Here is a 16848-nt window from a genome sequence, read left to right on the forward strand (position 1 = left end):
GCGCCGAACCGGACGCGACCGCGCGCGGTCGCCCGGAGGCCGGTCCACACTCGTAAACTTCCGTGCGTGAGCACTGACTGGAAGCACGAACTTCGGGAGAAGGGCTACCGGCTCACGCCGCAGCGCCAACTCGTCCTCGAAGCGGTGAACACCCTGGGCCACGCGACGCCGGACGAGATCCTGGTCGAGGTGCACAAGACCGCCGGCGGGATCAACATCTCGACGGTCTACCGCACCCTCGAACTGCTCGAACAGCTCGACCTCGTCACCCACACCCACCTGGGCCACGGCGCGCCGACCTACCATCCGGCGGACGTCGGCGGCCATCTGCACCTGGTCTGTCGGGACTGTCGGCGGGTGATCGAGGTGGGCACCGAGGTCGCCGCCGCGATGGGCGAGCGGCTGCGCGCCGAGCACGGGTTCGACATCGACCTCGCGCACTTCGCGATCTTCGGCCGCTGTGCCGAGTGCACCGCCGCCCGGGTTCCCTGAGGCTGCGGCAACCGCGCCGGCCGGCCGGTCTCGTACTGTGGGGGTATGCCCACGAGTCCTTTGTTGTCCCTGCCCGGCGCGGTCGCCGCGGAAGCCCCCGACGCCGGCGTCGCCGCGCACTACGGCGACCCCCTGCGCGAACAACGTCGGCTGGAGGCCGGCGAGGGTTTCGTCGACCTCTCGCACCGTGACGTGATCAGGGTGAGCGGTCCGGACCGGCTGAGCTGGTTGCACTCGCTGACCACGCAGCACCTGACCGGGCTGAAGCCGCACGAGGCGACGCTGACGCTCGTGCTGAGCCCGCACGGACACATCGAGCACGCGCTGTACGGCGTGGACGACGGCGAGGCGTTCCTGGCCCACCTGGAGCCCGGCGAGGCACCGGCCCTGGTCGAGTTCCTGGACCGGATGCGCTTCATGTTGCGGGTCGAGGTCGCGGACGTGTCCGCCGATTTCGCGATCGTGCACGAGGCGGGCGACGGCGGCGACCCGCCCAAGGACGTGCCGGTGCGCGACACCGGGTACGGGCGCGAGCTGTTCCTGCCGCGCGAGCGACTGGAGCGGTACGGGCGCGAGCACCCGAACCCGGCCGGCATGTGGGCCTACGAGGCGCTGCGGATCGCCGCGCACCGGCCTCGGCTGGGCCTGGAGACCGACCACCGCACGATCGTGCACGAGCTGGGCCTGATCGACACCGCGGTGCACCTGGACAAGGGCTGCTACCGCGGCCAGGAAACGGTCGCGCGGGTGCACAACCTGGGTCGACCGCCGCGCCGGCTGGTCTTCCTGCACCTGGACGGCACCCCGGAGAAGCTGCCCGAGCACGGCGCACCGGTCGAACTGGCGGGCCGGCAGGTCGGCTTCGTCACCAGCGCGGTGCGCCATCACGAACTCGGCCCGATCGCGCTGGCGCTGATCAAGCGCAACACCGCGGTGGACGCCGAACTCCTGGCCGGCGGGGTGCCGGCGACCCAGGAGATCGTGGTCCCCGCGTGACCCCGGGGCTCGCGGGTCGGTTCGTCCCGGCCCCGGGCCGAATCCCGGACCCGCTCTAGCGGATCTCGCGGCGGCGGACGCGGTGCAGGCGCCGCCGCTGCGAGCGGTCCAGGGTGAAGTAGGCGACGACCGGCAGGCCGATCGCGACCGCCACGATGGTCCAGGCGATCCACGAAGGCAGCACGATCAGCGCGATGATGGCGACGACGATCCCGGCCGCGATGTACGGCCCGCGGTGCGACATGGTCCAACCCCTTCGGTCGGTGTACCCGACGCCCATTCTCCTTCCCCGTTCGCCCGGGGAACATGGGGAGAACCCCCGGAACCGGTGAATCCCGGCGTGTCGGGGCGTGTTCTCGAACCCACGCGTCACATGTCCACGACGAGGGTCATCGGGCCGTCGTTGACGAGGGCGACCTTCATGTCGGCGCCGAACACGCCGGTGGCCACGTCGGCACCGAGCGCGCGCAGCGCGGCGACCACCTCGGCCACCAGGGGTTCGGCGACCGGCCCCGGCGCGGCCTCGTTCCAGGTGGGTCGGCGACCCTTGCGGGCGTCGCCGTACAGGGTGAACTGGCTGATCACCAGCAGCGGCGCGGACAGGTCCGAGCAGGACTTCTCGCCGTCCAGGACGCGCAGGCTCCACAACTTGGCGGCCAGCCGGCGGGCGATCTCGGGGGTGTCGGTGTGCGTGACGCCGACCAGGACACACAGCCCGGGGCCCACGATCGAGCCGACCACCTCCCCCTCGACGGTCACGGATGCTTCGGTCACGACCTGCAGGACGGCACGCATGGCCCCATTCTGCACACCCGTCCGGACCCCCTTCCCCCGCATTGGCACGCGGTGGTCTGTCCGACATGACACGATGCGTCTCATGGTGGATCTTCCCGACGGAGTGGCCCCGGAGGCCATCCGCGCACTCACGCTGAGTCGGGTTCGCGAACTCATGCGGGACGCCCAGCGCGAGGAGAACGATCTGTCCTATCTGCGGAGACTGCTCCAGGGCCGGATCGACATCCTGCGTGCGGAGCTGGCCCGTCGGTCCGGCCGGGACGGCGCCGAGCCGACCTCGCCGGTGGTGGGCAGGCTGCCCGAGATCCTGTCCGAGTCCAGACCGCCCACCCGCGGCGCGCGACACGTCAACGTCCAGCCGCCGCGCACCGATCGCTACCGGAGCTGGATCGAGCAACTGCTCGCCGACGTGGGCCTGTCCGACCTGGCCGCGCACACCGACGCGGAGCTGGGCGAGGCGTTGGACAAGCTCGGCACCCACGAGCAGGAGGTGTCCTCGCGTCGGCATCGCCTGCAGCGCACCGCCGACGACTGCGCCGCCGAGATCACCCGTCGCTACCGCGAGGGCGAGGCGAAGGTGGAAGACCTGCTGTCGGGCCGATGAGCCCTTCGGCGCGGGACACGCCTCCGTGAGGCATACGACTGCAAGCAGGGTGCTTGCAATAGCAAGCATGGTGTGTGCATGCTGGGGCCATGGCTGGTCTGAACGTCGGCTCGCTGGGTGAGTACATCCGGGAGCAACGCCGCAACGCGCAATATTCGCTTCGGCAACTCGCCGAGGCGGCCGGGGTTTCGAACCCCTATCTGAGTCAGATCGAGCGTGGTTTGCGGCGGCCGAGCGCGGAGATTCTGCAACAGATCGCCAAGGCGCTTCGGATCTCGGCCGAGACGCTCTACGTACAGGCGGGCATCCTCGACGAACGCGAGGAGGGTGACCGTGAGGTGCGCACCGCGATCATGGCGGACCCGGCGATCAACGACCGGCAGAAGCGGGTCCTCATCGAGATCTACGAGGCATTCCGCAAGGAGAACGCACAGGACGGCGCCGTGCGGGACGAACCGGGCGCCGCCGACGAAACCGAGAACGGCAGGGCCGGCCGGGCCACCACCGACACCTCGATCTCCAGCAGTTAGGAACCGAACACCATGGCAATCGCCACGGATCTGAAGAAGACCTTGACCGACAGCACCCCGCTGTACGCCGTCGCCGGTGCCGGCGACCTGATGGTGGAGAAGCTGCGGGAGCTGCCCGACCGCTTCCGAGCCGAGGTCACCACCGACCCCAAGGTGCTGCGCGAGCGCCTCCAGACGCTGCCCGACCGCACCCAGACCTTCGCCAAGTCCCAGGTGGACCGGGCCAAGGAGCTCTACGGCGACCTGGCGGCCCGCGGCGAGAAACTGGTCAAGCGGGTCGACCGGCAGGAGAGCACCAAGCAGGCCAAGGCGGCCGTGCGCACCACCGAGGGCAAGGCCAAGGGCACCACGACCGCGGCCAAGCGCGGCGTCGCCAACGCCCGGACCCAGGCGAAGTCCGCCGCCACCGCCGCCGGCAAGGCCGCGGGCGCCGCGGCGGACGCCGTCGAGCAGGCCGCCCGCAAGGTCGGCGACTCCGCCGGCAAGCCGGCCGCCGGCGCGAACGCCTGACCCCGGGCACACCGATCCACCGGGTGCCGCCTCGGCAACCCCCGAGGTGGCACCCGACGTGCCAGACTGGAATCCCGCACGACGTGGCGGCACCCGGCGGCCGCGCAGAGGAGGACCGATGGAACTGGCCATGGCCGATGGTCTGCTGACGGCCAAGTTCGACCAGGTGCTCACCTGGCTCTTCCTCGGCATCCTGCTGCTCAAGGTGTTCTGCCTGTTCGACGCCGCCTTCCGGCGCGAGGACGCGTACCGCGCCGCGGACAAGAAGAAGAAGTCCTTCTGGCTGATCGTGCTCGGCATCGCGGTCGTGGTCGACGTGCTGCCCATCGGTCTGGGGCTGATCCTGATGCTCGCCGGCCTGGTCGCGGCGATCGTCTACCTCGTCGACGTGCGGCCCGCGCTCAAGGACGTCGCCGGCCGTCGCGGTGGCGGGCGCAACATGGGACCGTACGGCCCCTGGTGACCCGCCCCGGCGCGCTCAGCGGGTCGGCAGCTTGACCACCGAGACGAAGAACTCGTCGATGTGCCGCACCACGTTGATGAACTGCTCGAAGTCCACCGGCTTGGTGACATAGGCGTTCGCGTGCAGGTGGTAGCTGCGCAGCACGTCCTCCTCGGCCTCGGACGTGGTCAACACGACCACCGGGATCCGGCGCAGGTCCTCGTCCGCCTTGATCTCCTCCAGCACCTCCCGGCCGTCCTTGCGCGGCAGGTTGAGGTCCAACAGGATCAGGTCCGGGCGCGGCGCGTCGGCGTACTCGCCCTCGCGTCGCAGGAACGCCACCGCCTCGACCCCGTCGCTGACCACGTGCAGCGAATTGCGGACCTTGTTGTCCTCGAACGCCTCGCGCGTCATCAGCACGTCGCCCGGGTCGTCCTCGACCAACAAGACCTCGATGGCTCCCGCGACGGGGTGGGTCATGCGTTGCTCCCTCGTACCGCTTCTTCTTCCGCCGGTCCCTGGGACTGCGGTTCGGACGTGTTCGGTTGCGAATCCCGGCTGCGCTCCGGTACCTCCGGGGCCGGGGCCAATACGCGCGGCCCCGGGGGTGCATCGGGCGGCGGGCCGGGCAGGGTCCAGCGGATCGTGGTGCCGTCGGTGCCCTCGGCGTCCAGCCAGATCCGGCCACCGTGATACTCGACGATCTTCTTGCACATCGCCAGGCCGATGCCGGTGCCACCGTAGGCGTCCTTGGGGTGCAACCGCTGGAAGATCACGAAGATGCGCTCGGCGTACTGCGGTTCGATCCCGATGCCGTTGTCGACGCAGGAGAACTCCCACTGCTCGCCGTCCCAACGGGCGCCCAGATGTACGCGCGGCGCGTCCTCGGCGTGGAACTTGATCGCGTTGCCGACCAGGTTCTGGACCAACTGGCCCAGCAGCAGGCCGTCGCCCGGCACCGTGGGCAGCGGGTCCGCGGTGATCCGCGCGTCGCTCTCCTCGCGTGCGACGGCCAGCGCCTGCAACGCGTGCTCCAGGCACTCCCGCAGGTCGACGTCGCCCTGCTCGGTGTCCAACCGGCCCACCCGGGAGAACGCGAGCAGGTCGTTGATCAGCGTCTGCATGCGCTTGGCGCCGTCCACCGCGAAGGCGATGTACTGGTCGGCGCGCTCGTCCAGTTGGCCTCGGTAGCGCTTCTCCAGGAGCTGGCAGAAGCTGGCCACCTTGCGCAGCGGCTCCTGCAGGTCGTGCGAGGCGACATAGGCGAACTGTTCCAACTCCGCGTTGGAGCGGCGCAGATCCTCCGCCTGCTCGTCGATCAGCACCCGGGCCGCCTCGGTGCTGTGCAACTCCTCCACGATGCGTTCGCGCATCGAGTTCACGTCGTGGGCCAGGTCGATGATCTCGGCCGGGCCCCGGCCGGTCAGCGCCTGGCCGTACCGACCCTCGGTGACCTGGCGGACCTGCTCGCCCAGATGTTCCAGCGGCCGGGTGACCATGCGCCGGAACAGCAGCGCTATCAGCACCACCAGCCCGGCGAACAGCGTCGCCACGGTGATCAGCGTCGCGGTCAACATGGTCGCGTCGTCGGAGAGTTCGTCCCGGGCCTGGGCCCGCTCGCGGCCCAGGTCGGCCTGCTGGGCGGCGGTCGCCTCACGCACCGCGTCGAACAGGGCCTTGCCCTGATCCGGCGACGAGCCCGCGGCGGTGGCGGTGCGGTTGGCGATGACCGGTTCCGCGTAGGCCGCGCGCCAGGCCCCGGCCCGGGCCTTGACCTCGGCCAGGTCGGCGCGCAACCGCTCTCCCTCGGCCGAGTTCGGCAGCAGCCGCTCCAGGCTCGCGTACGCCCGGTCCTCCTCGACCCGGGCCTGCGTGTACGGCTCGCGGAAGCTCGGGTCGCCGCTGATGATCCAGCCCCGGACGCCGGTCTCCTGGTCGATCAGCGCGTTCTCCAGCCGCAGCGCGGCGTTGGCGGCCGGTTCCAGGCGGTCGAGCACGGTGTGCCGCGAGTCGTTCAACCGGGATATCGCCAGCGCGCCGACCACCGCGGAGATCACGATCACCAGCGCGAGCAGGCCCAGGCCCAGGCCGACGACCTGGCGCATGCGTGGTCCGCCCTGGCGCCCCCGCGTCCGGTGCTCGCTCACGCCGTACCGTCCTCACCCGTCGTCTGGCCCGGCAACACCGGCTGTCCACCCGGCACGCCGCACAGCGGGCGATCCGGGTCGTGCCGCAGCAGCAACACCGCCACGTCGTCGTTGAGACTGCCCCCGTGCAGGTCTTCCACCGCGGCGACCGCCGAATCGATCAGGTCGTAGCCGAAACGACCGGCCGCCAGCAGCCGGCCGATCAGCGGCAACAGGCCGTCGGTGCCCAGCCGCTCCGGGCCCGGGCCGATCCGGCCCTCGATCAACCCGTCGGTGTACAGGAGCAGCGACCAGTCCGTGCCCAGCTCTATCGACTCGTAGCTCCACCGGCCGTCCGGGAACAGGCCCAGCGCGGGGCCGGTGGCGCTCTCCGACAGCGGCGCGATGCCCTTGGGCGTGAGCAGGAGCGGGGCCGGATGGCCCGCGAGGTAGACCTGGCCGCGCCGCCGGTCGGGCTCGATGATGGTCATGCACAACGTGGCGAACATCTCGTCCGAACGTCGCTCGTGCTCGAAGATCCGCTCCAGCGTGGTGAGCAGCTCGCCGCCGGTGAGGCCGGCGAAGATCAGCGAGCGCCAGGCGATCCGCAGGTTGACCCCCAGGGCGGCCTCGTCCGGGCCGTGGCCGCAGACGTCGCCGATCATCACGTGCACGCGCCCGTCGGCGGTCTGCACCGCGTCGTAGAGGTCTCCGCCGAGCAGCGCGCGTTGTCGCCCGGGGCGATAGCGCGCCCGGAAGTCCAGCGAGGGGTCGCGCAGGATCGGGGCGGGCAGCAGCCCGCGCTCCAGGCGCGCGTTCTCCTGCGCGCGCAGCTCCGACTCGACCAGCCGGCGCTGTGACTCGTCGGCTCGCTTGCGCTCCAGGGCGTAGCGGATCGCCCGGGACAACAACGAGCCGTCGATCTCCTGCTTGACCAGGTAGTCCTGGGCGCCGGCGGCCACCGCGGCCGAGCCGCGATGGGCGTCGGACAGGCCGGTGAGCACGATCACCGCGGTGCGCGGCGCGAACAGCAGCAGCCGGTGCAGCCCGTTGAGGCCCTCGGCGTCGGGCAGGCCCAGATCCAGCAGGACACAGCCGATGTCCTCGCCGAGCTTGACCATGGCCTCGGCCATCGACCGGGCCCAGACGATCTCCATCGGATCCGGCGAGTCGGCGAGCAGTTCCTCGACCAGGAAGGCGTCCCCCGCGTCGTCCTCGATGAGCAGGACACGCAGCGGATGCGCGGCGGCCTGGTCCGGTACCGGGGCGGCGGGCATCGGTACCGCGCGGTAGCCGGTCCGTTCGACCGCTCCGCCCTCGCCGTACGCGGGGCGCACGCCACCACCTCCGGGATTGATGTCGCCGCACGAATCGTTGTCGTTAGGCAATCGAAAAAGGACGATAGCGTGGCCGGGCGCGAGCGGGTAACCGTACGCCGCGCGTCCCCACCCCGATCCGCCGAACAGGGCCTAGTCCCGGCCGCGGGCTCGGTGCGCCGCGTCGCGCAGTACGGCCAGGGATCGCACGAGCGAGTCCAACTCGTCCGCCTCCAGATGTATCAGGACTTTGGCCAGGGCCTGTCGTCGAGCCGAGCGCAGCTCCGCCACGAACTCGACCCCGTCGGGCGCCAGCCGCAGCACCACCTCGCGGCGGTCGGTCGCGCTCAGTTCGCGCACCAGCAGTCCGGCCCCCTCCAAGCGGTCGCACAACCGGCTCGCCGAGGACGGGATGGCCCGCAGTCGGGCGGCCAACATGTTCAGGTTGATGCCGTCGTGGCCGGCGATCACGAGCAGGGCCCGCAGTTGGGACGGGGACACTCGGCCGATCAGTTCGCCGTGTGCGTGGGTGCGTACCGCGGCCATCCACTCGCACAGTGCGTCCACACGATCGAGCAGCTCCGCGGATAGGTCCCCTTCTCCTCGGGCCACGGACATCCGGCCACTGTGCCGGCAAATGCGGTGGGCGCGCCACGTCCGGACCGGCAGGCTGCCGTCCATGACACGCATGACGTTGGTCCGCGGCGACATCACCGAACAGCACGTGGACGCGATCGTGAACGCGGCGAATTCGTCCCTGATGGGCGGTGGCGGGGTCGACGGCGCGATCCACCGCAAGGGTGGTCCGGAGATCCTGGCCGAGTGTCGGGCGCTGCGCGCGGCCGAACTGGGCCGCGGCCTGAAGACGGGCGCCGCGGTGGCCACCACCGCGGGCCGGCTCCCGGCACGGTGGGTCGTGCACACGGTGGGTCCGGTGTACAGCCACACCGAGGACCGGTCGGCGCTGTTGGCGTCCTGCTACCGCGAGGCGCTGCGGGTGGCGGACGACCTCGGCGCGACCTCGGTGGCGTTTCCGGCGATCTCGGCGGGTGCCTACGGCTGGCCGCTGGAGGACGCGGCGCGGATCGCGGTCGAGACCGTGCGGGCGACGCCGTCCGGGGCGGCGGAGGTGCGGTTCGTGTTGTTCGAGGCGCGGGCATACGTCGCGTTCGAGCAGGCGGTCGCGGCGCCGTAGGTCCCGGGCGTACGGGTGGGCCGGACCCGAAGGCCCGGCCCACCCGTGCGTCCGGATCTCGTCAGGTGCCGGTCGAGCTCGCCTTGGCACTGCCCGAGGGGGAGCCCGACGTCGAGTTGTTCGGCGTGCCGGTCGACGGCGGCGTCGAGGTGGGCGGCTTCGAACTCGGCGGCGGCGTGCTGGGCGGCTCGGTGGTCGGCGCCGTGGTCACCGGCGGGGTCGTCACGGGCGGCGTGGTCACCGGTGGCGTGGTGACCGGGGGCTTGGTCACCGGCGGCTTGGGAGTCACCGGCGGGGTCGGGACGTTGGGGATCGCCGGGGCGTTCACCGTGCCCGCTCCCGCGTCGGGACGCACCACGCCCAGGATCGGCATCGAGCCGGCGTTGGCCACGGTGATCGTGCGGCCCGGCCGCGGCGCGTGCACGATCTTGCCGTTGCCCAGGTACATGCCGATGTGGCTGGCGTCGGAGTAGTAGACGATCAGGTCGCCCGGGCGCATGTCGGCGACCGCCACGCGCGGCAGTGAGGCCCACTGCTCCTGGGAGGTGCGGCGGATCGGCACGCCCGCGAACGCCCACGCCTTCGAGGTCAGACCGGAGCAGTCGTAGCCCACGGGCCCCACGCCGCCCCAGATGTAGGGCTTGCCGATCTTGTCGATCGCGAACGCGATGGCCAACGCGGCCTTGGCGGTGGTCTGTTGGTCCGGCTTGCCGATCAGGGTGTTGAGTTGGGCCTGGCCGGCCTCCGCGGACAGCGCCTCCATCCGGGCCAGTTCGGCGAGTTGCTCGGGGGTCAGGCCCGCCAGGATCTTCTCGGCCTCGGTGATCCGGTTCTGGATGTCGGTCCGGGTGGCGGCGGCCTCCTGCTCCAGCCGACGGCTCTCGGCGAGCTGGGTGTCCGCGCTCTTTTGCATCGCGGTGAGCTGGAGTTCGGCCTGCTTGGCCCGGGTGATGGTGTCCAACTGCGTCTGCGAGATGTGCTCGTACGCGGGCGCGTCGCGCAGGAAGTTCTGCGGGTCCGCGGACAACATCAGGGTGAGCAGCGGGTCCATGCCGCGGGTGGTGTACTGCAGCCGGGCCAGCCGGCCCAGGTCGTCCTTGGCCTTCTCGACGTTCTGCCGGGCCCACACCACGCCCGCGTTCACGTCGTTGACCTTGACCTGGGTGCGACCGAGTTGTTCGGTGGTGGCGTTGAAGCGCTCGGTGGCCTGCTCGGCCTGGCGGTACAACTCCTGCACCCGGGCCTGGGCGGCCAACAGGTCCTGCACGGACGTGATCGCGGTGTTGGCGGCCGGCGGCACGGGCGGTGCGGGCGGGACGCCCGGGTCCGCCCACGCGTTGCCGGCGAACAGGGCCGCACACAACAGGGCCACGCCGCAGGCGGTCACAGCCCGGGTTCGCAGACCGATTCGGCCCCCGAGTTTCACCATGCTTTCGCCCTTTCGGAACTCGATGCTCGCCTGCGACGTATGGGCCGATTCCATCCGACGACGTCGATTCGAACCGGAACCGGTGTTCTCGGGACGGCAGTTCCCAAGGACCGACTCAGCGTCGGATCCTTGCATGTTCCGGCGACGATGGGCAGGGGAGAATTCGTGATCGTCCGGTTATCGGAACGGACGAATCAAGCTATTAACGGACGACACGCCGAGCCGAACCGCGGTCAAGTGAACGCGGTGTGCTCAAGATTTCATGTGCCGTTCCGGATCGGACACGAGTCACCGGAATGTATCAACAGCGCCGATTGATATGTCGGCCCGCCGCGGAGCCACCGCGGACCACGCCACGGTCACCTCGCCCTGCCGCCGCCGCCCCGGCCGGTCGCACACCGGCCAGTCCCGGGCCAGGGTCTCGATCGCCGCGAGCCAGCGCTGCCGGGCGCCGAACGCGGCCAGCGGCGCGTGCAGATCCCAGGCCCGGTCGAACGCGGCCAGGAACGCGTGCACCGGCTCGCCCGGCACGTTGCGGTGGATCAACGCCTTGGGCAGCCGCTCGGCCAGCTCGGACGGCCGTTCGAAGCCGGCCAGCCGGGTGGCGAAGGTGACCGTGCGCGGGCGCGCGTCCGACCCGATGCCCAGCCACACCGCGCGCCGACCCAACTCGTCACAGGTGCCCTCGACGAGCACCCCCGCCGGGGCCAGCCGCGCACACATCCGGGCCCAGGCCGCCGGCACCGCGTCCTCGTCGTACTGCCGGAGCACGTTGAACGCCCGGATCGCGGTCGCCGAACGGCCGGCCGGCAGCGGCACCTCGAAGCCGCCGCGAGCGAAGCGCAACCCGTCCTCGGCATGCGGCAGCGCCGCGGCCACCCGCTCCGGATCGATCTCGAACCCCACCACCGCGACGTCGGCGCGCACCGTGCGCAACCGGCGGAACATTTCGAGCGTGGTCACCGGCGACGCGCCGTAGCCGACGTCGACCACCAGCGGATCGGCCGCGTCGCGCAACAACCCCCCGTGCACCCCGGTCAACCACCGATCCACCCGGCGCAGCCGATTCGCGTTGGTGGTGCCTCGGGTGATCACCCCGCTGGGCCGCGTCCGGGATGCGGCTCGGACGCCCGCACCCGGGGTGCCCGATTCCGACGTACCGCGCGTACCCATGCCCGCAGGGTAGAGGAAGGCCCCCGCGCGCCCCCGCGAGCGGTCCGGATCACACTTTGCCGGGGAATCCCCTCCGACCCCGATGGGTTGGTTCTTGAGTTGGGCCGCGAGGAAGGCGACGGGCGGTCCACGATCGGTAATAGCTCTGCACGACTAGTAGCTCTGTGTACACGTGGTAGCTCTGTACACCGGACGACAACACGACACGGGGCCGGCCTGGGAGGTCAACGAGTGAGCCACCACGTCCAGCGCGCGATCACATTGGGAGCGCGCCGGGGGGCACCTCGTCGAATCGCGACGCTGAGCGTTCACACCTCCCCGCTGCACCAACCCGGCACCGGCGACGCCGGTGGCATGAACGTCTACATCGTCGAACTGAGCAAGCGGCTGGCCGCGCTCGGCATCGAGGTGGAGATATTCACCCGAGCCACCGGCAGCGACCTGCCGCCGGTGGTCGAGATGGCACCGGGAGTCCTGGTCCGACACGTGACCGCCGGGCCGTACGAGGGTCTGTCCAAGGAGGACCTGCCGGCCCAGCTCTGCGCGTTCACCTCCGGGGTGCTGCGCACCGAGGCGATGCGCGACCCGGGGCACTACGACCTGGTGCACTCGCACTACTGGCTTTCCGGCCAGGTCGGCTGGCTGGCCAAGGAACGCTGGGGCGTGCCGCTCGTGCACACCATGCACACGATGGCCAAGGTCAAGAACGCCTCGCTGGCCGGCGGCGACGCCCCCGAGCCGCGGGCTCGGGTGATCGGCGAGTCCCAGGTGGTCGAGGCGGCCGACCGGCTGGTGGCCAACACGATCGAGGAGGCCGATCAACTGATCGACCTCTACGACGCGGCCCCCGAACAGGTCGCGGTGGTCAACCCCGGCGTGGACCTGGAGACCTTCCGTCCCGGTGACATGGCCGACGCGCGCCGCCGGCTGGGCGTGCCGGTGGACGCCACGGTGATCCTGTTCGCCGGACGCATCCAGCCGCTCAAGGCCCCCGACGTGCTGCTGTACGCGATCGCCCACCTGTTGCAGGCCGACCCCACGCTGCGCGACTCGCTCGTGGTCGCGGTGGTCGGCGGGCCCAGCGGCAACGGCATGGCGGCGCCGGAGCACCTGCACAAGCTGGCCGCGACGCTGGGCATCCACGACGTGGTCCGATTCCAGCGGCCGGTCCGCCAGGACGTGCTGGCGGACTGGTACCGCGCGGCCACCGTCGCGGTGGTGCCCTCCTACAACGAATCCTTCGGTCTGGTGGCCATCGAGGCCCAGGCCTGCGGCACCCCCGTGGTCGCGGCGGCGGTCGGCGGCCTGCCCACCGCCGTACGCGACGGTGTCTCCGGCACCCTGGTGCGCGGGCACAACCCGGTGGACTACGGCCTGGCCCTGCGCGACCTGATCCGTGCCCCCCGGTTGCGCGAGGACTACTCCGACGGCGCGGTCCGGCACGCGGCGGCGTTCGGCTGGTCCTCGGCGGCGGCCTCGATGGCCGAGGTCTACGCCGACACGCTGGCTCGCGCCGCGGCCCCGCGTGGACGGGTCGTGGGCGGGCAGTAGCGTCGAGGCGTGTCCGGTTCGCCGGACCGGGTCCGGGTGTCGAGACGAATGGGTGGATCGTGGGAGCCGAACAGGATCGGGCCGCGGAAACCGTCCGCGCGGCCCTGCGGGACGCCGGCATCGAATGGGAGCAGTCCGCGCCGAACACGTTCGTCGCGGTGCTGCCCGGGACCCGCAAGCTCAAGACGGCGCTCGCCCTCACCGTGGGCGCGCACACCCTGGCGCTGAGCGCGTTCGTGGTCCGGCACGCGGACGAGAACCACGCGGCCTTCTACCGCTGGCTCCTGGAGCGCAACGTGCGGATGTACGGCGTGGCCTTCGCCGTCGACAAGCTCGGCGACGTCTACCTGAACGGCCGGCTGCCGCTGGCCGCGGTCGGCGCCGACGAGGTCGACCGGCTCCTGGGCGTCGTGCTCCAGGCCGCCGACGACAGCTTCAACACCCTCCTGGAGATCGGCTTCGCCACCTCGATCCGCCGCGAATGGGACTGGCGCGTCGAACGCGGTGAATCGTTGCGCAATCTGGAGGCGTTCGCCCGCTTCGCGGCCCCGGAGAACCGCGGGCAATAGCCTGCCGCACCGGTGGATTACGCTCCTTGCCATGGCTGATGCTCCGTACAAATTGGTACTTCTGCGCCACGGCGAAAGCGAATGGAACGCCAAGAACCTCTTCACCGGCTGGGTCGACGTCGACCTGACCGAGAAGGGTGAGAAGGAGGCCGCGCGCGGCGGGCAGTTGCTGCTCGACGCGGGCGTGCTGCCGGACGTTCTGCACACCTCGCTCCAGCGCCGCGCGATCCGCACCGCCCAGCTCGCGCTGGACGTGGCCGACCTGAACTGGCTGCCCGTGCGTCGCTCGTGGCGGCTCAACGAGCGTCACTACGGCGCCCTCCAGGGCAAGGACAAGAAGCAGACCCTGGCGGAATTCGGCGAGGAGCAGTTCATGCTCTGGCGCCGCTCCTACGACACCCCGCCGCCGCCGCTCGCCGACGACGACGAGTACTCGCAGTTCGCCGACCGCCGGTACGCGTCGCTGCCGGAGGAGATCCGGCCGCGCACCGAGTGCCTCAAGGACGTCGTCGAGCGCATGCTCCCGTACTGGTACGACGCGATCGTGCCGGATCTGCTCGGTGGCGACACCGTGCTGGTCGCCGCGCACGGCAACTCGCTGCGCGCGCTGGTCAAGCACCTGGACAAGATCTCGGACGCGGACATCGCGGGCCTGAACATCCCCACCGGCATCCCGCTGCTGTACGAGCTGGACGCGCACCTGCGCCCGCTCACCCCGGGCGGGCGCTACCTCGACCCGGAGGCCGCGGCGGCCGCGATCGAGGCGGTCAAGAACCAGGGCCGCAAGTAGACCCGAACATCGGGTGAACAACCCGTCGGCTTCGTACGGGGCGCCCACCTGTCACGGAAGGGGTCGGGCGCCCCGCACGCGCCGGGCTGTGGGCCCGAGCGCCGGTTCAGCGACCGCAACTGCCCCCGCAATTGCACGCGGAACCGGACTTACAGCCGCAGCCGCAGCTGGACGGGCAGTTGCAGCCCGGTGTGGGGGCCTGCGGCTGGGGCGGGGTCTGCGGGTCGGGCATGACGGCCTCCGAACGATCACCGGTGACAGGCGTGGCGCACGGATGAACGACACATGAAGATCTGCACGATGGACCCTCTGGACGGTTTCACCCGTTCGGAGCAGCTCTACCCTGGAACATGTGGACGTGAACGTTGCTGCTGCCGCTTTGGCCGCTGTATCCGGATTGGCCGTGGGTGTGGCCGGCACCCTGGCCTTCCGCTGGAGTGAGCGCGCCCAGGGCAGAGGCACGGCCGCGGCACCCGCCGCGGCCCCGTCGTTGCCGCCCGGCGTGGCCACCGTGTTGTCGGTGCTGCGCTCCTCGGCGGTGGTCCTGGACGAGTTCGACACCGTGGTGAAGGCGAGCTCGGCCGCCTACAAATTCGGCCTGGTCCGCGGTGACCAACTGGTGCCCGACGATCTGCTCGCGATGGCGAAGGAGACCAGACGCGACGGCGAGATAAGACAACGGGACCTGTTGTTGGCCCGTGCCGACGGCGAGGCGCACGAATTCGAGGTGTCCGCCCGGGTCGCCCCGCTGGGATCGCGGCTGGTGCTGCTGCTGGTCGAGGACCGGACCGAGGCCCGGCGGGTGGACGCGGTGCGGCGCGACTTCGTGGCCAACGTGAGCCACGAGCTCAAGACCCCGGTCGGTGCGCTGTCGCTGTTGGCCGAGGCGGTCATGGACGCCAGCGACGACCCGGAGGCGATCATCCGCTTCGCGGGCCGCATGCAGATCGAGTCGGCCCGGCTGACCAATCTGGTGCAGGAGCTGATCGACCTGTCCCGGGTGCAGAACGATCATCCGCTGCACCACGTGGGTCCGGTGCCGCTCGACGAGCTGGCGGCCGAGGCGGCCGACCGCTGCCGACAGGCCGCCGAATCCAAGCAGATCACCTTGGCGATCGGCGGCGATCGTGATCTGATCGTGCCGGGAGACCACAATCAACTGGTGATGGCACTGGGCAACCTGGTCGAGAACGCGGTCAACTATTCGCCCGCGCGGACCAGGGTCGACATCGAGGTCAGAGCCGAGGCGCGGATGGCCGTCATCACCGTTTCCGACCAGGGGCTGGGCATTCCCCAGCGCGACCTGGATCGTATTTTCGAGCGGTTCTACCGCGTCGATCCGGCCCGTTCGCGGGCCACCGGCGGTACCGGCTTGGGCCTGTCCATCGTCAAGCACATCGCGGCGGGCCACGGGGGAGAGGTAACCGTGCGCAGCCTGGAGGGTGTGGGATCCACCTTCACCCTGGTGCTGCCCTTCAAGTCCAGTACCTCTCAATCGATGTCGATCACATCGACCACCCCATCCATGGAGGCTTCCCGATGACCCGTGTGCTCGTCGTCGAAGATGAAGAGTCCTTCAGCGACGCGCTGTCGTACATGCTTCGCAAGGAAGGCTTCGAGGTGGCCGTCGCCGCCACCGGACCCGAGGCCCTGGAGCTGTTCGACCAAGGCGGCGCCGATCTGGTGCTGCTCGACCTGATGTTGCCCGGCCTGCCCGGCACCGAGGTGTTCCGCGGGCTCAGGGCCAAGTCCAATGTGCCGGTCATCATGGTGACGGCCAAGGACAGCGAGGTGGACAAGGTCGTCGGCCTGGAGATCGGTGCCGACGACTACGTCACCAAGCCGTATTCCACCCGCGAGTTGATCGCCCGGATCCGCGCCGTGCTGCGGCGCCAGGGCGGCGAACCCACCGACGAGCCCCGGGCGATCGAGGCCGGGCCGGTGCGACTCGACGTGGAGGCGCATCGGGTCACCGTGGAGGGTCGGCGGATCGATCTCCCGCTCAAGGAGTTCGACCTGCTCGAAGTGTTGCTGCGCAACGCGGGCCGGGTGCTCACCCGGATGCAACTGATCGACCGGGTGTGGGGTGTCGGCTACGTCGGCGACACCAAGACGCTGGACGTGCACGTGAAGCGGCTGCGCGCCAAGATCGAGCCGGACCCGGGCGCCCCGCGCTACCTGGTCACGGTGCGTGGCCTCGGGTACAAGTTCGAGCCCTGATCGGGCCGGGGCGGTGTCGCCCCCCGATCGACGACGGCGCCCGCGCCGCCCCCCGTGTACCGGGGGGCGCGGGCGCCGTCGTGTACGCCGGTCGTGGGGGGGGCGGGGGT

At 70.8% G+C, this 16848-nt stretch carries 20 protein-coding genes; 12 read left to right on the plus strand and 8 right to left on the minus strand.

All coding sequences use genetic code 11. The features are described from left to right. The first annotated feature begins 66 nt into the window (after window positions 1-66). Together ACFXMF_RS20980 and ACFXMF_RS20985 are read left to right on the plus strand one after the other, a co-directional pair. The gene (locus tag ACFXMF_RS20980; RefSeq protein WP_360319304.1) at window positions 67-492 is read left to right on the plus strand and encodes a Fur family transcriptional regulator; all 426 of its coding nucleotides are present in this window, start codon (window positions 67-69) and stop codon (window positions 490-492) included. Window positions 493-537: 45 nt separating this feature from the next. Next, window positions 538-1488 carry a glycine cleavage T C-terminal barrel domain-containing protein gene (locus tag ACFXMF_RS20985; RefSeq protein ID WP_360319306.1) on the plus strand — a complete coding sequence of 317 codons (951 nt, stop codon included), beginning with the start codon at window positions 538-540 and terminating at the stop codon, window positions 1486-1488. Between the two features lie 55 nt (window positions 1489-1543). Here the strand turns inward: ACFXMF_RS20985 and ACFXMF_RS20990 are convergent, their stop codons facing one another. Together ACFXMF_RS20990 and dtd are read right to left on the minus strand one after the other, a co-directional pair. Further along, window positions 1544-1732, minus strand: a complete 189-nt coding sequence (locus tag ACFXMF_RS20990) for a hypothetical protein (RefSeq protein WP_360319308.1) — start codon at window positions 1730-1732, stop codon at window positions 1544-1546. Window positions 1733-1857: 125 nt separating this feature from the next. Beyond that, window positions 1858-2283, minus strand: a complete 426-nt coding sequence (gene dtd / locus ACFXMF_RS20995; RefSeq protein ID WP_360319310.1) for a D-aminoacyl-tRNA deacylase — start codon at window positions 2281-2283, stop codon at window positions 1858-1860. 82 nt (window positions 2284-2365) lie between these two features. Between dtd and ACFXMF_RS21000 the strand changes: the two genes are divergently transcribed. The 4 genes from ACFXMF_RS21000 to ACFXMF_RS21015 all read left to right on the plus strand — a co-directional run bounded on the left by ACFXMF_RS21000 (window position 2366) and on the right by ACFXMF_RS21015 (window position 4390). After that, window positions 2366-2887, plus strand: a complete 522-nt coding sequence (locus ACFXMF_RS21000) for an ABC transporter substrate-binding protein (RefSeq protein WP_360319312.1) — start codon at window positions 2366-2368, stop codon at window positions 2885-2887. An 89-nt stretch (window positions 2888-2976) separates the two neighbouring features. After that, window positions 2977-3417 (plus strand): helix-turn-helix transcriptional regulator, encoded by a 441-nt coding sequence (locus ACFXMF_RS21005; protein ID WP_360319314.1) that lies wholly within the window; start codon window positions 2977-2979, stop codon window positions 3415-3417. A 12-nt stretch (window positions 3418-3429) separates the two neighbouring features. After that, window positions 3430-3927 carry a hypothetical protein gene (locus ACFXMF_RS21010; RefSeq protein WP_379988303.1) on the plus strand — a complete coding sequence of 166 codons (498 nt, stop codon included), beginning with the start codon at window positions 3430-3432 and terminating at the stop codon, window positions 3925-3927. A gap of 142 nt (window positions 3928-4069) precedes the next feature. Further along, on the plus strand, window positions 4070-4390 hold the full coding sequence (locus ACFXMF_RS21015; RefSeq protein ID WP_360319362.1) for a DUF2516 family protein: 321 nt from the start codon (window positions 4070-4072) through the stop codon (window positions 4388-4390). A 15-nt stretch (window positions 4391-4405) separates the two neighbouring features. On the opposite strand, the gene ACFXMF_RS21020 is transcribed toward ACFXMF_RS21015, so the two are convergent. The 4 genes from ACFXMF_RS21020 to ACFXMF_RS21035 form a co-directional block, all read right to left on the minus strand. Next, on the minus strand, window positions 4406-4849 hold the full coding sequence (locus ACFXMF_RS21020; protein WP_360319318.1) for a response regulator: 444 nt from the start codon (window positions 4847-4849) through the stop codon (window positions 4406-4408). After that, window positions 4846-6474, minus strand: a complete 1629-nt coding sequence (locus ACFXMF_RS21025) for an ATP-binding protein (RefSeq protein WP_380020712.1) — start codon at window positions 6472-6474, stop codon at window positions 4846-4848. Before ACFXMF_RS21025 ends, ACFXMF_RS21020 begins: the two co-directional genes overlap by 4 nt. Window positions 6475-6512: 38 nt before the next feature. Then, entirely contained in the window at window positions 6513-7772 is a 1260-nt protein-coding gene (locus ACFXMF_RS21030) for a PP2C family protein-serine/threonine phosphatase (RefSeq protein ID WP_380020714.1), read from the minus strand. A gap of 192 nt (window positions 7773-7964) precedes the next feature. Then, window positions 7965-8429 carry a MarR family transcriptional regulator gene (locus ACFXMF_RS21035; RefSeq protein ID WP_360319324.1) on the minus strand — a complete coding sequence of 155 codons (465 nt, stop codon included), beginning with the start codon at window positions 8427-8429 and terminating at the stop codon, window positions 7965-7967. A gap of 61 nt (window positions 8430-8490) precedes the next feature. On the opposite strand from ACFXMF_RS21035, the gene ACFXMF_RS21040 reads away from it, so the two are divergent. Next, complete coding sequence (locus ACFXMF_RS21040) at window positions 8491-9006, plus strand: O-acetyl-ADP-ribose deacetylase (protein ID WP_379988306.1); 516 nt, start codon at window positions 8491-8493, stop codon at window positions 9004-9006. Between the two features lie 61 nt (window positions 9007-9067). Here the strand turns inward: ACFXMF_RS21040 and ACFXMF_RS21045 are convergent, their stop codons facing one another. Both ACFXMF_RS21045 and ACFXMF_RS21050 read right to left on the minus strand, forming a co-directional pair. After that, window positions 9068-10435, minus strand: coding sequence for an NlpC/P60 family protein (locus tag ACFXMF_RS21045; RefSeq protein WP_379992264.1), 1368 nt, complete (start codon window positions 10433-10435; stop codon window positions 9068-9070). A gap of 288 nt (window positions 10436-10723) precedes the next feature. Further along, complete coding sequence (locus ACFXMF_RS21050) at window positions 10724-11608, minus strand: class I SAM-dependent methyltransferase (protein WP_360319330.1); 885 nt, start codon at window positions 11606-11608, stop codon at window positions 10724-10726. 231 nt (window positions 11609-11839) lie between these two features. Between ACFXMF_RS21050 and mshA the strand changes: the two genes are divergently transcribed. The 5 genes from mshA to ACFXMF_RS21075 all read left to right on the plus strand — a co-directional run bounded on the left by mshA (window position 11840) and on the right by ACFXMF_RS21075 (window position 16738). After that, complete coding sequence (gene mshA / locus ACFXMF_RS21055) at window positions 11840-13159, plus strand: D-inositol-3-phosphate glycosyltransferase (RefSeq protein ID WP_360319332.1); 1320 nt, start codon at window positions 11840-11842, stop codon at window positions 13157-13159. 59 nt (window positions 13160-13218) lie between these two features. Beyond that, entirely contained in the window at window positions 13219-13728 is a 510-nt protein-coding gene (locus ACFXMF_RS21060; protein ID WP_379992262.1) for a YbjN domain-containing protein, read from the plus strand. Between the two features lie 31 nt (window positions 13729-13759). Further along, the gene (locus tag ACFXMF_RS21065) at window positions 13760-14518 is read left to right on the plus strand and encodes a phosphoglyceromutase (RefSeq protein WP_360319334.1); all 759 of its coding nucleotides are present in this window, start codon (window positions 13760-13762) and stop codon (window positions 14516-14518) included. Between the two features lie 352 nt (window positions 14519-14870). Beyond that, a complete protein-coding gene (locus ACFXMF_RS21070; RefSeq protein ID WP_360319336.1) occupies window positions 14871-16061 on the plus strand; it encodes an ATP-binding protein in 1191 nt (396 codons plus the stop codon). Further along, window positions 16058-16738 (plus strand): response regulator transcription factor, encoded by a 681-nt coding sequence (locus ACFXMF_RS21075; protein WP_020552235.1) that lies wholly within the window; start codon window positions 16058-16060, stop codon window positions 16736-16738. Before ACFXMF_RS21070 ends, ACFXMF_RS21075 begins: the two co-directional genes overlap by 4 nt. Window positions 16739-16848: the final 110 nt, after the last annotated feature.

The sequence above is a fragment of the Embleya sp. NPDC059213 genome (genome assembly GCF_042754445.1).
In the GTDB taxonomy this organism is placed as follows: domain Bacteria; phylum Actinomycetota; class Actinomycetes; order Streptomycetales; family Streptomycetaceae; genus Embleya.

Excerpts from the sequence above, each read along its gene's own strand:
- ACFXMF_RS21020 (WP_360319318.1), bottom strand. The coding sequence starts at position 4,849 with ATGACCCACCCCGTCGCGGGAGCCATCGAGGTCTTGTTGGTCGAGGAC.
- ACFXMF_RS21035 (WP_360319324.1), bottom strand. The coding sequence starts at position 8,429 with ATGTCCGTGGCCCGAGGAGAAGGGGACCTATCCGCGGAGCTGCTCGAT.
- ACFXMF_RS21050 (WP_360319330.1), bottom strand. The coding sequence starts at position 11,608 with ATGGGTACGCGCGGTACGTCGGAATCGGGCACCCCGGGTGCGGGCGTC.
- ACFXMF_RS21000 (WP_360319312.1), top strand. The coding sequence starts at position 2,366 with ATGGTGGATCTTCCCGACGGAGTGGCCCCGGAGGCCATCCGCGCACTC.
- ACFXMF_RS21005 (WP_360319314.1), top strand. The coding sequence starts at position 2,977 with ATGGCTGGTCTGAACGTCGGCTCGCTGGGTGAGTACATCCGGGAGCAA.
- ACFXMF_RS21025 (WP_380020712.1), bottom strand. The coding sequence starts at position 6,474 with ATGCGCCAGGTCGTCGGCCTGGGCCTGGGCCTGCTCGCGCTGGTGATC.
- ACFXMF_RS21010 (WP_379988303.1), top strand. The coding sequence starts at position 3,430 with ATGGCAATCGCCACGGATCTGAAGAAGACCTTGACCGACAGCACCCCG.
- ACFXMF_RS20985 (WP_360319306.1), top strand. The coding sequence starts at position 538 with ATGCCCACGAGTCCTTTGTTGTCCCTGCCCGGCGCGGTCGCCGCGGAA.
- ACFXMF_RS20990 (WP_360319308.1), bottom strand. The coding sequence starts at position 1,732 with ATGTCGCACCGCGGGCCGTACATCGCGGCCGGGATCGTCGTCGCCATC.
- ACFXMF_RS21040 (WP_379988306.1), top strand. The coding sequence starts at position 8,491 with ATGACACGCATGACGTTGGTCCGCGGCGACATCACCGAACAGCACGTG.
- ACFXMF_RS21065 (WP_360319334.1), top strand. The coding sequence starts at position 13,760 with ATGGCTGATGCTCCGTACAAATTGGTACTTCTGCGCCACGGCGAAAGC.
- ACFXMF_RS21030 (WP_380020714.1), bottom strand. The coding sequence starts at position 7,772 with ATGCCCGCCGCCCCGGTACCGGACCAGGCCGCCGCGCATCCGCTGCGT.
- ACFXMF_RS21075 (WP_020552235.1), top strand. The coding sequence starts at position 16,058 with ATGACCCGTGTGCTCGTCGTCGAAGATGAAGAGTCCTTCAGCGACGCG.
- ACFXMF_RS21045 (WP_379992264.1), bottom strand. The coding sequence starts at position 10,435 with ATGGTGAAACTCGGGGGCCGAATCGGTCTGCGAACCCGGGCTGTGACC.
- dtd (WP_360319310.1), bottom strand. The coding sequence starts at position 2,283 with ATGCGTGCCGTCCTGCAGGTCGTGACCGAAGCATCCGTGACCGTCGAG.